Raw genomic sequence first — 12,848 nt, 5'->3', positions numbered from 1 at the left:
AGGGCTGGCCTCAGGCCGCCATGTCCCGTAGTGCGTACTCGGCGACCGCAGCCCTGCCCGGGCCGGTCCACCTGAACACGAACACGCCCCGGGCGATGTCGAGGTAGAGGTCGAGTGCCATCGTGCCGAAACGGTCGAGGAGGACAGGCGCGTATTCGTTGCGGAAGTCGACGGGGTTGGCCACGAGTAAGCGGTCCTCTCGGGGATTGACTTGGTCGTCCGGGCGGTCAGGGGTGCGCCGCCGTCGGTCCCGCCGGTGCGGGTGTGGCGACAGAGCCTCTGAAAGGGCTATCGGCCGCGCCGGACCTGAAGTGAGATCTGTGTTCTCGCACCTGGGAGTTGGCAGGCCAGCCGATCAGCCCGTGACGAGCCACCCGGTTGCCTAGACTCTCGGTATGTCAGGGGCTGCTGCGCGAAGGTCGGGTGACCGCGAGTGGCGACCTAGTCCCGGCACCCGGATCACCTATGTGGCCTTGGTCCTTGCTGTCGCCGGGTGCACCCTGTGGCTAGGCAGCGAAGGTGCTCTGTCGATGAAGGAGCGCATTCTCTACGGCACGGGCGCCGTCACCTTGTTGTCCTTGCTTCCCGTGGTCCTGTTCCGCTGGCGAATCGTGGTCGAGCGGGACGATTTGCTCCTCGTGTTCCTGCGCGTGCGGCGGGTCTCTCTCAAGGAAGTCGTCGAGGCCAAATCTGTTGCACGCGAAGGCTTGGTCTTTGTCTGCCGCGACGGCTCGGAGCATTCCTTCGGTGGGCTCGGCAACTCGGCGTGGGCGCACCGGCGAAAGTGGCCGACTCACACGGATCTCGTTGCGCGGGACGTGTTGCAGGCCGCGGCAGGAGCCCGCGGCGAGGAAGGGCCGCTTGACTATCGCCTTCCGCCGGTGCGGGGGCTGATGGCGGCGGCGATGCAGTGGTCCGTCGGCGCCGCCATCGTCGGGTTCTTCCTGCGCGACTGACAGGGATCTCTGCGAGGGCATCACGGCACTCGCGCCTGAAGCACATCAGGCGGCGAGGTAGTTGACGAGTGTCTGTGTGAAGTGGAGTTCTGCGGGCGTGAGGCACTGGCCGCCGGGGGTGCCGGTGACTCTCCGTGTGCCGGTCGCATCGACCAGGTAGTGCGCCCCGTAGGGATCTCGCCACACGACGATCCCGGGGAAGGGTTGTCGCACTTCCCAACCCGCATGGGTCTTGATCCGGTGGTGGGTTCTTGTGAGTGGGCCGAGGTTCCCCACGGCGGTCTGACCGTCTTCGGAGTACGGGATCGCGTGGTCGAGGTCCATGCGTCTGCTGGTGTTGGCGGCGTAGGGGAACACGTCGCCGGGATGGATCAGATGGACCGCTTCGCGCATCCGATCGGGGATCTCGTACGCGTCGACCGGGGCCTGGTTGTTCAAGTCGATCACGGGCGTGATGCGTACGTTGGTTGAGGTGCGAGCGCCAGCGAGCCTCGAAACCTGGTGTGGCACCCAGTCGGTGGTCACGGGGCCGTGGCCTTCGAGTCTCGCGATGGGTGAGTCGCCGTACAGGTGGAGGTAGGCCTTCACCTTGACCTTCACCGGCCCCACGACAGGGTCGACGTGCGCGGCGGGGTTCGCGAGCAGTGCGATCGCTGCCACACGGCGTTCGTTGAGGGTCGCGTCGGGCATCGCCTCCTTCAGCTCCTCTGAATCGGCAACCGCGTTCACCGCGGCATCGATCCCCGCAATGGTGAAGACGTCGCCGTGGACCGTGTAGGTGGCCATGCCGTGCTTGTTGACCCGCGACATCCGCGCGAACACCTCACGCGCGGCAGCTTCTTCCTTCAACCGCGCCAGCTCAGGTGCAGCAGCGGCGACCTTGCCCTCGACCAGGGCCTCGAACCGGGCCCACGCCAACCTTCCGTCGCAGGACTCGGCGACCTCGGCATCGACCCACGCCGCCTCGGACTCCGACAGTTCACGGGTCGCCTCGGCGACGTGGCGGGCGTGGCGGCTGCTGGCCTCACCCGTGTCGATCAGCCCCTGGATCCGCGGCAACCGCAGCACGATGTCGACCGCGTCCGCGATCAACTTCCTCGCACCGAACGGCGAGGTCTGGATCCGGGCCCCGAACGCTGCGGCGGCGTACTCAGTGATCAACGGAGTCCCCGCACCACCAGCGCGTTTCGCCCGCTCCCGACCCCGCTTGTCCCCCGGTGGCAACCGGTCCGGGTGATGCAGGACCGCCCACTGATACGCAGCCTTCAACAGGTTCCGCTCAGCATCCAGACGCCTCGCGTGCTCGGCCTCGGCGAACGCCAGAACAGCAGCAGGCGACATCTCCACCACCTCGTCCTGCCCGCACCCGATTGCCATACGAGTATTGGATCACCGAGCACCGACAGTTCGAGTCGATCGGCCCGAGTTGTCCACAGGCGGTCCCGACGGTCAGGTCAGCGAGACCGTGCCCCTACACCAGTTGCCGTCGCCGCCAGCAACTCGGAGCGACACCAGTCGGCTCGGCCCATCGTCCGTGTCGCCGTCAGCCAGTTGCAGGGGTCGGTAGCTGCCATCGGCAAGCGGCTCCAGATCGGTCCGGGAGTAGTAGGGGGATTCCATCAACTCCCACCCCCGATGCTGGTGGTCGGTCAGTGACAGGTGGACCTGGACGATCCCGTCATCCAGTTCGGCGACGGCGACAACCTCGGCACCGCTGCATTGCCAGATGGCCGCGCCCGGATCGGTCTTGCTGTAGGCCTCTGAATCGAGTTCGGCCCTCACCGCCTGCACTCCTATCGTCGCCCCGGTGCCCACGGCAAGGCCCAGGCACAGGGCAACGGCGACGGTCGGGCCGAAGTGCCAGCGCTTGTTGGTCACCTCCGGACGATATCCGCGCCCGCAGTGACAGGTCCCCCTGATCGGGGGATCGGTGCTGCCGACGTCGTTTTGTGACCTGCATCGCTCGCCGCCCGAGCAAAAGTCCATAAAGTCAGTCGAGTAACATCGGTAACTCGAGTGGGGGAAGCTCCGGATGATCGAAATCGCCGGACTGACGAAGTCCTATGGCGCGACGACCGTGCTGGACGGCATCGACCTGACGGTCGGCGAGGCGCAGATCGCCGCCGTTGTCGGGCCGAGTGGTGCCGGCAAGAGCACCCTTGCTCGTTGCATCAACCTCCTCGAGCGACCGACCAGCGGGACCATCGCCGTCAACGGCCAGGACCTCACCCGCCTGTCCCGTCGCGACCTGCGTCAGGCTCGGCGCCAGATCGGAACCGTCTTCCAGTCAGCCAACCTGCTCCGTCGGCTGACCGCGGCCCAGAACGTCGCGCTGCCGATGCGTCATGCCGGTGTGTCCGACACCGAGATCCGTTCGCGTGTGGCCGACCTGCTCGACCGCGTGGGCATGCTGCACCGCGCCAACCACTACCCGTCACAACTCTCCGGCGGCCAGCGGCAGCGGATCGGCATCGCGCGCGGCCTCGCGCTGCAACCGGCAGTCCTGCTCTCGGACGAGGCGACCTCCGGCCTGGACCCCGACACCACGCGGTCGATCCTCGACCTGCTCACCGAACTCCGCGACGACCTCGGCGTCACGATCCTGGTGATCACCCACGAGATGGACGTGGTACGTGCCATCGCCGACATCGTCGCCCAACTCGACCATGGCCGGATCGTCGAGCAGGGCTCGGTCGCCGACGTCGTACGACGAAGCGACTCGCCGCTCTCGAGGGCACTCCTGCCGATGCCGCCCGTCCCCGCCGACGCCGCGCTTCGTCCGTGGAGCGTGCGTTACCGGCACGAGCAGGTCTCGCCCGTGTGGTTGGCGAAGGCCGGTCGCGAACTCGACACCGACATCGCCGTACTCGCCGCGCTGGTCGAGGCTGCGGGGGAGACCCGGGTCGGTCGGCTCACCCTCGGACTCGATCCCCGGCTCGACGACCGCCGAGTGGTCGAGGTGCTGGGTCGCCACGGTGTCGTTGCCGAGCCCGTCGATCGGGCGGTGCTCCGTCCGGTACCGGCCGCTGCCGACGAGGAGGGCGTGGCATGACCGTCCTGCTCGGTACCCCGTGGCCCGACGTACCGGACCTGCTGCTGCCCGCCCTCGGTGAGACCCTGCGCATGGTCGTCGTCGTGATGTCGGTCGTCGTCCTCCTCGGCGGCCCGCTCGGCCTCGTCATCTTCAACACCTCACCGCTCGGGCTCACGCCGAACCGGGCCGTGCACGTGTCGATCAGCTGGATCGCGAACCTTGGTCGCTCCCTGCCCTTCCTCGTCCTGATGGCCGCGGTGATCCCGGTGACCAAGCTGGTGTTCGGCACGACGATCGGCTTCAAGGCGGCGCTGATCCCGATGTCGATCGCCGGCATCGCGTTCTTCGCGCGCCTCACCGAGAGTGCCGTGCGCGACGTACCGCGCGAACTCCTCGACGTCGGCCTCGCCGCCGGCAGCAGCAAACGGCAGATCATCACGTCGATCCAGTTGCGCGAGGCACTGCCCGGACTCGCCGGCGGCCTGACCCTCAACGTCGTCGCAATGATCGAGTACTCCGCCATCGCGGGCGCCATCGGCTCCGGTGGCATCGGCTACCTGGCCGTCAACTACGGCTACCGACGCTTCGACGACAACATCATGATCGCCTGCATCGTGCTGCTGATCGCGATCGTCCAGCTCATCCAGTTCTCCGGTGACCGGATCGTCCGGGCTCTCACCCACTGAAAGGAACCAGCATGTCCACCACCCAGCAGCCCGGTAAGAAGATCGCCGAAGAGGTCGGTGACCTCATCGACCTCGGCGGCGCCCGCAAGAAGTGGCTGTGGCCCGCGGTCGGCGCGGTCGTCGTCCTCGCCCTGGCACTCTTCCTCATCTTCAAGGTCACCGGCGATGACGAGAAGGCCGTGGCCGGCAGCCACTTCGGCAACGACTTCGAGATCGCCTACCAGGCGAGCAGTGCCAGCGAGAAGGCGTTCCTCGACTACCTCAACAAGGAGGTCGCGCCCGACTACGGCGTGACCATCAAGGGCGTCGGCATCGAGGACGGCAACCAGCTCGACCAGGCCACCGCCGACGGCAAGTACATCGCCAACATCTACCAGCACAAGCACTGGCTCAAGCAGGTCACCGACGCCACCGGCATGAAGCTGTCGGCACTCGGCGAGGTCTTCCAGTGGTCGTACTCGGTCTACTCGAGCAAGTACTCCTCGCTCGACCAACTCCCCAACGGCGCCGAGGTCGCACTCCTCAACGACCCCGCGAACACCGCGCAGGCACTGTGGATCCTCGAGCGGGCCGGCAAGCTGACCTTCAAGGACGGCGTCGACCCGTGGGCCGCCACCGAGCAGGACATCGACAAGAACATCGGCGGCTACAAGTTCACCTACATCGAGTATGGCGCAGGCCCGCGCACCCTCGATTCCGTCGACGCGGTCATCGACTACAACATGTCCTTCGTCGACGCGGAGACGCCTGAGAAGTACCGCATCTTCGAGCCGGACGCCCCCAAGGAGTTCGCCGGCCAGCTCGTCATCGGCAGTGAGTACGCCGACGACCCGCAGATCGAGAAGCTGAAGAAGGTCTTCTTCGACGAGCGGGTCCAGCCGTACCTGGCCGAGAACACGGACCCGAACCTGTCGGGCCAGTTGGCCCCGGTCTCGGCCAGCTGAGGCTCGACGTACCAACCGGATTTGTCGCGATCGCTCCCATTTCGCAGCAAATTCGGTTGGTACGTCGCCCGTTCAGGCCAGCAACCGCTCGCACTCGGCGACCAGCCGCTCCCGCAGCGGCGCACCCCGCTCCGCGAACCCACGCTGCGCGTCGACGTACTCGGACTTGCCCTCAGCGGTCTCGATCCGGACCGGCTCGAAGCCCAGGTCGGCGAGGTCGTACGGCGCCGCGCGCATGTCGAGCGTCCGGATGTCCCAGGCGAGCTCGAAGCAGTCGGCCACCAGGTCCGACGAGACCATCGGTGAGAGCCGGAAGGCGTGCTTGTAGAGGTCCATGCCGGCATGCAGGCAGCCGGGTTGCTCGAACGACGGTCGGTCGTCGGGGCCGGGGGTGAGTGTGTTCAAGGGCCGCGCCGGCGGGGTGAAGAAGCGGAACGCGTCGAAGTGCGAGCAGGCGATCCGGTGCTCGGTGACGACCTGGTCGGTCCCAGATGGGCCGAGGCGCAGTGGCCAGTCGGCGTGCCGGGTCGCGTCCTCGGTGAGGCGGTAGACCATCGCCCACTCGTGCAGGCCGAAGCAGCCGAAGTGCGGGGCGCGGCCGGCGGTCGCGGAGAGCAGGCGGTGGAGGGTCTCGATCAAGGGCTGCTGCGAAGCGACGTACTCGGCAGTGACGGCGGGACCGGGCCCGTAGCCCTTGAGGCCGGCGTACTCCTCGGCACCCTCCAGCGCGACGCCGTACCCCGGGTGCCAGCGGCGCAACTGTGCCGGGCGGTGCGAGTAGTAGGTGAACAGGAAGTCGAAGACCGGATGCTTCACGCCGGTGTCGCGGCGGACCAGGTGCGGGGCGACGTACGCATCGATGCGCGCCGCGTGGGCCGTGGCCCGCTCCCGCCATTCCTCCGCATTCACGACGAGCAAGCCTAGGTCGATAGTCTCGACCAGTGCGCATCGTCAGATTCACCACAGGCGAGGAGCCGTCCTACGGCGTCCTGACCGGAGACCTCGACGAGTACGGTCAGCCGGACGAGGACGCGGTTGTCGTCGCCCTCGTCGGCGACCCGCTCTACGTCGGCATCAAGCTGCTCGAGAAGGAGCACCGGCTCGCGGACGTCCGCCTGCTGGCGCCCGTCCTGCCGCGCAGCAAGGTCGTCGGCATCGGCAAGAACTACGCGGCCCACGCCGCCGAGATGGGCGGTCCGGTCCCCGACGAGCCGCTGATGTTCCTCAAGCCGAACACCAGCGTGGTCGGCCCCGGCGACGCGATCCAGTACCCCCGCCAGTCGAAGTTCATCAGCTTCGAGGGCGAGGTCGCCGTCGTCATCGGTCGCATCTGCCGCGACGTCCCGGCCGAGCAGGCCACCGACGTCATCCACGGCTACACGATCGCCAACGACGTCACCGCCCGCGACCTGCAGAAGACCGACGGCCAGTTCACGCGCGCCAAGGGGTTCGACTCGTTCTGCCCGCTCGGCCCGTGGATCGAGACCGACCTGGACCCGCAGGACTTCATCGACGGCCGCCGGATCCAGACCTACCTCAACGGCGACCTCAAGCAGGACGGCTCGACCGCCGACATGATCCACGACATCCCGGCGCTCATCGCGCACGTCTCCAGCGTGATGACGCTGCTGCCCGGTGATGTCATCCTCACCGGCACCCCCGAGGGTGTCGGTCCCATGGAGGTCGGTGACGAGATCGAGATCTCGATCGAAGGCCTCGGCACCCTCACGAACAAGGTGGAAGCACGCGCATGACGAACGTACGGGTCCGGATGGCTCCTTCTCCCACGGGCAGCCCCCACGTCGGCCTGGTCCGCACGGCCCTCTTCAACTGGGCGTTTGCGCGCCACCACGGCGGCACCTTCGTGTTCCGCATCGAGGACACCGACAAGGAGCGCAGCACCGACGAGTCGCTCCGCTCGATCATCGACCTGTTCCGCTGGCTCGGGCTCGACTGGGATGAGGGCCCCGAGGTCGGCGGCCCGCACGCGCCGTACCAGCAGAGCGAGCGCAGCGACCTGTACGTCGACGCGCTGGCCAAGCTGAAGGGCAGCAGCTTCACCTACGACTGCTACTGCACGACCGAAGAGGCCACCGCGCGCCGCAAGGCCGCCGGCTCCAAGGTCCAGGGGTACGACGGCTTCTGCCGCGAGCTCGCGCAGAGCCAGGTCGAGACCTTCCTCGCTGAGGGGCGCAAGCCCGTCGTGCGCTTCCGGATGCCCGACGGTGCGATCACGTGGACCGACCTGGTCCGTGGCGAGGTGACCTTCGAGACGGAGTTCGTCCCGGACTTCGCGCTCTGTCGTGCCAACGGCGACCCGCTCTACACGCTCGTCAACCCGGTCGACGACGCGCTCATGGAGATCACCCACGTCCTCCGGGGCGAGGACCTGTTGTCCTCCACGCCGCGCCAGATCGCCCTCTACGAGGCGCTCAAGGAGGTCGGCATCGCCAAGGCGACGCCGGAGTTCGGCCACCTTCCCTACGTCATGGGCGAGGGCAACAAGAAGCTGTCCAAGCGCGACCCCGAGGCGGATGCACTGGGCTACCGCGAGAAGGGCTACCTGCCCGAGGGCCTGCTCAACTACCTCGCCCTGCTTGGCTGGTCGATCGCCGCGGACCGCGACATCTTCAGCCTCGAGGAGATGGTCGAGGCGTTCGACATCGCCGACGTCGTCCCGAACCCCGCGCGCTTCGACCTCAAGAAGGCCGACGCCATCAACGCGGCGCACATGCGGCTGCTCTCGGTCGAGGAGATCACGCACCGCGCGCTGCCGTTCCTCAAGGCCGCGGACGTCGTGTCCGATCCCGTTTCCGACGCGGACGCGCAGCTCCTCGAGCTCGCGATGCCGCTGGTCGCCGAGCGGATCAACAAGTTGTCCGAGGCGCCCACGATGCTGGACTTCCTGTTCGTCGACGAGGCCGACTTCGCGCTGGACCCCGAGGACGCCGAGAAGCTCCTCGGTGAGGCCGGGCTTCCCGTCATCCAGGCGTCGTACGACGCCGTGAAGGATCTGTCGACGTGGTCGACCGAAGCGATCCAGACGGCCCTCCAGGCCGCGCTGGTCGACGGCCTGGGCCTCAAGCCGCGCAACGCCTTCGGGCCGGTGCGTGTGGCGATCACGGGTCGCCGGATCTCGCCGCCGCTGTTCGAGTCGATGGAGCTGCTCGGTCGTGACCGCAGCCTCGGGAGACTGCAGCGTGCCCTTGCCTGATGCAGCAGTGGAGCCAAGTGGAGAGCGCCAGTCGGCCGTGACAGTGCGGTACGACCAACTCCAGCGGCTCGGTCCGCGGGGAGTCTGGCGGCCGTGGGTCGGCATTCCGATGCTGGTCGTCATGGTCATGGCGGCCCAGCTCGTCATGGCCGTCGTGGTGAGCCTGTTCCTGGCCGTCAGTGGCACCTCGGGCGACGCGATCACCGCCAAGCTCGACGGAGACCCGGTGACGCCGAGTTTCCTGGTGCTGGTCAACCTGGGCTGGGCCGTCGCCATCCCGGCCGTCTGGCTGGTGGCGCGTGCCCTGCACGGGCAGACGCCGGGCTGGATCGCCTCGGTCGTGGGTGGCATCCGCTGGCGCTGGCTGCTGACCTGCCTGGGCCTCTCGGTGCTCGCGTTGGCGGCAACCGTCGTGATGGCGAGCGTGCTGCCGGACCAGGGTGCGTCGGGCGTCGAGATGAGTGGGGAACTGAACCCCTGGACCTCCGCCGCTCGTGACTTCCTGCTCGTCACCCTCCTGCTCACCCCGCTGCAGGCGGCCGGGGAGGAGTACGTCTTCCGTGGGTACCTCGCGCAGGCGTTCGGCGGCGTCGCCGCCCGCTTCGGTCCCCGGGTGAGCGCGACGGTGGCGGTCGTCGTACCCGCGCTGTTGTTCGCGCTGGCCCACGGCCTCGGCCAGGACGTGCCGACGTTCTTCGACCGCTTCGCCTTCGGCCTCGTGGCGGGCGTGCTGGTGCTGCTCACCGGTGGTCTGGAAGCCGGCATCGCGATGCACGTCCTCAACAACTTTCTGGCCTTCGGACTGGCGTTGTCGTTCGGCGACATGACCGAGGCGCTGAACCCCTCTGGCGGCACCTGGTGGTCGATCCCGGTGACCCTCACGCAGTCCTTCGCGTACCTCGGTCTGGCCGTCTGGGCAGCTCGCCGGATGGGTCTGACGACCCGTGCAGACAGCACCCTGTCCGGGCCAATGGGTGGGGCCATTTTGGAGGCCCGGCAGGGCCGCGTGTAATGTTCCCCCTCGGCTCGCTCCCTCGGGAAACGGGCTGAAAGCAAGCAGTTCTGCAGTGGCCTATGGTGTAATTGGCAACACGACTGGTTCTGGTCCAGTTATTCTAGGTTCGAGTCCTAGTAGGCCAGCGAGTTCTTCCGAGAACCGCTGAAGCGGGGCCTGAATTTGGCCCGGTCGAAGCGTGATCGCTAGAGTTCACGTCGTTGTCAGCGGCCCCGCAAGGGATCGCGAACGACACGAGATGCCCCCGTTGTGTAGCGGCCTAGCACGGCGCCCTCTCACGGCGTTAGCGCCGGTTCGAATCCGGTCGGGGGTACAGAACAGCAGGGCCCGGTCCACCAGGACCGGGCCCTGCTGGCCTTTTGCGTTCTTGGCTCATCTTCTTGCATTGCGCTTACTCGCAGGTCCCGCTCCATTGACGCCGAATCAGCCGGGCAACAGGTTTACCTGTGGTCGGCCCTGCATTCATCCTCGCCGGGTTGGCCATCGGCCGGCTCGCCTGACTTCCCTGACCCGGGGAGCGACGAGCCCAACTCTCAAGAGGAGTGTGGGTTCAGAAGTGAAACGCAATTTGATGGGCGGCCTCGTCGCCACCCTTGTGACCGCCTCGGCACTTGCCGTGGCACCTCTCGCAGTTCAGTCCGCGAACGCGGATTCCGTCGTCGCCTCGGCGCCCGGCAAGGACGACCCTCACAAGCGGGCGCACCAGTCTGCGCAGGCGCTGGTCAGCAGCCGGGCCCCGCAGCTCAAGGTGAGCGGTAGTGAGAAGTTCGTCGCCGAACCCGTGATCAGCGGTGGAGCCGGCCTGCAGTTCGCGCCGTACACGCGGACCTATGAGGGCCTTCCCGTCCGCGGCGGCGACTTCGTGGTCGTCACCAACCGGGACGGCCAGATCCTCGACACGACCGTGGCGCAGAAGCGCGCGATCGGAGACCTCGCGGTGACGCCGAAGGTGGCTGCGGCATCGGCCACCACGACGGCGAAGGCGACGTTGAGCAAGGGCGAGCTGCGCGGTACGCCGGAGCTCGTGGTGCATGCGCTGACGACGCCCCAGCTGGCGTGGAAGGTCACCATCAGTGGCCTGACGACGGACGGCGACCGCTCGGTGCGGGACATCTACGTCGACGCCGTCCAGGGCGACGTCGTCGAGGCGGACGAACTGGTGCACTTCGCGACCGGCACCGGAAACGGCCACCACAACGGGCCGGGCCTGGCGCTCGAGACCACCCAGGGTTCCGGCACGTACTCGATGGCCGACCCCAACACCCCGGGCATCGACTGCCGCATCGACAACAACGCCACCACCAACGTCCCGGTCCTCTCGGGCCCGGACAACGTCTGGGGCGACGGCACCGGTCTCAGCAAGGAGACGGGCTGCGTCGACGCCCTCTATGCCCTGCAGACGCAGGACAAGATGCTCAGCCAGTGGCTGGGCCGCGACGGGTTCAACGGGACCGGCGGCGGCTGGCAGACCCGCGTCGGCAAGGACGAGGTCAACGCGTTCTACTGCCCGCCGGGCCTGAGCGAGCCGGGCTACTGCAACGGCACCGAGTGGGTCCGGATCGGCCACAACCAGGCCAACACGGAGTGGGTGACCAACCTCGACGTCATGGGCCACGAGTACGGCCACGGCATCGACCAGAACACGCCGGGCGGCCACTCCGGTGGGCAGAGCAGCGAGTTCGTCGGCGACGTCTTCGGTGCGTTGACCGAGCACTTCGCCAACGAGTCCAGCACGTACGACGAGCCGGACTACCTCGTGGGCGAGGAGGTCAACCTCGTCGGCGACGGCGAGATCCGCAACATGTACAACCCGTCGGCGAAGGGTGACCCGAACTGCTACTCCAGTTCGATCCCGAACACCGAGGTGCACTCGGCCGCCGGACCCGGCAACCACTGGTTCTACCTGCTCGCCGAGGGCACCAACCCGGTCGGCAAGCCGTCCAGCACCACCTGCAACAGCGGCGGCACGCTGACCGGCATCGGCATCCAGAAGGCCGGCAAGATCTTCTACAACGCGATGCTGATGAAGACCAGCAGCTCGAACTACCTGAAGTACCGCACCTGGACGCTCACCGCCGCCAAGAACCTCTACCCGGGTTCCTGCGCGGAGTTCAACGCGGTCAAGGCGGCATGGAACGCCGTCTCCGTCCCCGCCCAGACCGCTGACCCGACCTGCACCACGGCCGGCAACACGGTCACCGTCACCAACCCGGGCAACCGCACCGGCACCGTCGGCACGGCCACCTCGTTGCAGCTGACCGGTTCGTCTTCGGGCGCCGGCCAGACCCTGACCTGGTCGGCCACTGGCCTGCCGGCGGGCCTGTCGATCAACGCCAGCAGCGGATTGATCTCGGGAACGCCGACCACGGCGGTCACGGCCAGCGTCACGGTCACCGCCCGGGACACCACCGGTGCGACGGGCTCGACGAGCTTCACGTGGACGATCAGCGGTGGCGGCACGCCGTCGGGCAACCTGTTGAAGAACCCCGGGTTCGAGTCGGGATTCGTTGACTGGACCGGCACCAGCGGGCCGATCACCAACAACACCGGTCGTCCCGCACGCACCGGCACGTGGAAGATGTGGCTCGGCGGCAACGGCTCCACGTCGACGGAGAACGAGAACCAGTCGGTCTCGATCCCCGCGACGGCGACCACGGCGTCGCTGACCTTCTGGGTCAGGATCGACACGGCGGAGACGACGGGCTCGACGGCGTACGACACGGCGAAGGTGCAGATCGTCAGCGGTACGACGACGAGCACCCTGGCGACGTACTCCAACCTCAACAAGTCGAGCAGTTACGTCCAGAAGACGTTCGACCTGTCGGCGTACAAGGGCAAGACCGTCACCTTGAAGTTCCTGATGAACGAGGACTCGTCGCTCCAGACGAGCTTCGTGATCGACGACACCGCGATCAACGTCGGCTAGTCGAACGCACCACGAATCGGGCGGTCATCGGGGAACCGGTGGCCGCCCGTCGGCGCGCATCGATCAGGTGGGC

The 12,848-nt window shown here is 67.5% G+C and carries 12 protein-coding genes and 2 tRNA genes; 10 read left to right on the top strand and 4 right to left on the bottom strand.

The window, feature by feature from the left end; all coding sequences use genetic code 11:
* Positions 1–10 precede the first annotated feature (10 nt).
* Positions 11–184 (bottom strand): hypothetical protein, encoded by a 174-nt coding sequence (locus tag HRC28_RS20165; protein ID WP_182377176.1) that lies wholly within the window; start codon positions 182–184, stop codon positions 11–13.
* Positions 185–530: 346 nt separating this feature from the next.
* Here HRC28_RS20165 and HRC28_RS20160 point away from each other — a divergent pair, with 346 nt between their 5' ends.
* Positions 531–956 carry a hypothetical protein gene (locus HRC28_RS20160; RefSeq protein WP_182377175.1) on the top strand — a complete coding sequence of 142 codons (426 nt, stop codon included), beginning with the start codon at positions 531–533 and terminating at the stop codon, positions 954–956.
* A 45-nt stretch (positions 957–1,001) separates the two neighbouring features.
* Here HRC28_RS20160 and HRC28_RS20155 read toward each other — a convergent pair whose 3' ends face one another.
* Complete coding sequence (locus HRC28_RS20155) at positions 1,002–2,333, bottom strand: HNH endonuclease signature motif containing protein (RefSeq protein WP_182377174.1); 1,332 nt, start codon at positions 2,331–2,333, stop codon at positions 1,002–1,004.
* Between the two features lie 72 nt (positions 2,334–2,405).
* Positions 2,406–2,834: a hypothetical protein gene (locus tag HRC28_RS20150; RefSeq protein ID WP_182377173.1), complete on the bottom strand. Its 429-nt coding sequence runs from the start codon at positions 2,832–2,834 to the stop codon at positions 2,406–2,408.
* A gap of 154 nt (positions 2,835–2,988) precedes the next feature.
* Between HRC28_RS20150 and HRC28_RS20145 the strand changes: the two genes are divergently transcribed.
* From HRC28_RS20145 to HRC28_RS20135, 3 genes are read left to right on the top strand one after another with little or no spacing between them, the layout of a single operon-like run.
* On the top strand, positions 2,989–4,008 hold the full coding sequence (locus HRC28_RS20145; protein WP_182377172.1) for an ATP-binding cassette domain-containing protein: 1,020 nt from the start codon (positions 2,989–2,991) through the stop codon (positions 4,006–4,008).
* Entirely contained in the window at positions 4,005–4,676 is a 672-nt protein-coding gene (locus tag HRC28_RS20140) for a methionine ABC transporter permease (protein WP_182377171.1), read from the top strand. Before HRC28_RS20145 ends, HRC28_RS20140 begins: the two co-directional genes overlap by 4 nt.
* Positions 4,677–4,687: 11 nt before the next feature.
* Complete coding sequence (locus HRC28_RS20135) at positions 4,688–5,620, top strand: MetQ/NlpA family ABC transporter substrate-binding protein (protein ID WP_182377170.1); 933 nt, start codon at positions 4,688–4,690, stop codon at positions 5,618–5,620.
* A gap of 72 nt (positions 5,621–5,692) precedes the next feature.
* Here HRC28_RS20135 and HRC28_RS20130 read toward each other — a convergent pair whose 3' ends face one another.
* Positions 5,693–6,529 carry a 3-methyladenine DNA glycosylase gene (locus tag HRC28_RS20130; protein WP_237111580.1) on the bottom strand — a complete coding sequence of 279 codons (837 nt, stop codon included), beginning with the start codon at positions 6,527–6,529 and terminating at the stop codon, positions 5,693–5,695.
* Positions 6,530–6,561: 32 nt separating this feature from the next.
* Here HRC28_RS20130 and HRC28_RS20125 point away from each other — a divergent pair, with 32 nt between their 5' ends.
* From HRC28_RS20125 to HRC28_RS20100, 6 genes are all read left to right on the top strand, one after another.
* On the top strand, positions 6,562–7,374 hold the full coding sequence (locus HRC28_RS20125; protein ID WP_182377168.1) for a fumarylacetoacetate hydrolase family protein: 813 nt from the start codon (positions 6,562–6,564) through the stop codon (positions 7,372–7,374).
* Complete coding sequence (gene gltX, locus HRC28_RS20120; protein ID WP_182377167.1) at positions 7,371–8,834, top strand: glutamate--tRNA ligase; 1,464 nt, start codon at positions 7,371–7,373, stop codon at positions 8,832–8,834. The genes HRC28_RS20125 and gltX overlap by 4 nt, the downstream gene beginning before the upstream one ends.
* A 37-nt stretch (positions 8,835–8,871) precedes the next feature.
* Positions 8,872–9,846 carry a type II CAAX endopeptidase family protein gene (locus HRC28_RS20115; protein ID WP_237111579.1) on the top strand — a complete coding sequence of 325 codons (975 nt, stop codon included), beginning with the start codon at positions 8,872–8,874 and terminating at the stop codon, positions 9,844–9,846.
* Between the two features lie 56 nt (positions 9,847–9,902).
* Positions 9,903–9,974 (top strand) — tRNA-Gln (locus tag HRC28_RS20110).
* A 115-nt stretch (positions 9,975–10,089) separates the two neighbouring features.
* A tRNA-Glu gene (locus HRC28_RS20105) sits at positions 10,090–10,162 on the top strand.
* 243 nt (positions 10,163–10,405) lie between these two features.
* The gene (locus tag HRC28_RS20100; protein WP_237111578.1) at positions 10,406–12,775 is read left to right on the top strand and encodes a M4 family metallopeptidase; all 2,370 of its coding nucleotides are present in this window, start codon (positions 10,406–10,408) and stop codon (positions 12,773–12,775) included.
* Positions 12,776–12,848: the final 73 nt, after the last annotated feature.

The sequence above is a fragment of the Nocardioides sp. WS12 genome (genome assembly GCF_014108865.1).
Taxonomy (GTDB): domain Bacteria; phylum Actinomycetota; class Actinomycetes; order Propionibacteriales; family Nocardioidaceae; genus Nocardioides.
Note: the sequence above shows the minus strand (reverse complement) of the source record. Positions and strands in the feature narration are given on the sequence as shown.

Coding starts and splice junctions, on each gene's coding strand:
- HRC28_RS20140 (WP_182377171.1), top strand. CDS start 4,005: ATGACCGTCCTGCTCGGTACCCCGTGGCCCGACGTACCGGACCTGCTG.
- HRC28_RS20145 (WP_182377172.1), top strand. CDS start 2,989: ATGATCGAAATCGCCGGACTGACGAAGTCCTATGGCGCGACGACCGTG.
- gltX (WP_182377167.1), top strand. CDS start 7,371: ATGACGAACGTACGGGTCCGGATGGCTCCTTCTCCCACGGGCAGCCCC.
- HRC28_RS20160 (WP_182377175.1), top strand. CDS start 531: ATGAAGGAGCGCATTCTCTACGGCACGGGCGCCGTCACCTTGTTGTCC.
- HRC28_RS20135 (WP_182377170.1), top strand. CDS start 4,688: ATGTCCACCACCCAGCAGCCCGGTAAGAAGATCGCCGAAGAGGTCGGT.
- HRC28_RS20155 (WP_182377174.1), bottom strand. CDS start 2,333: ATGGCAATCGGGTGCGGGCAGGACGAGGTGGTGGAGATGTCGCCTGCT.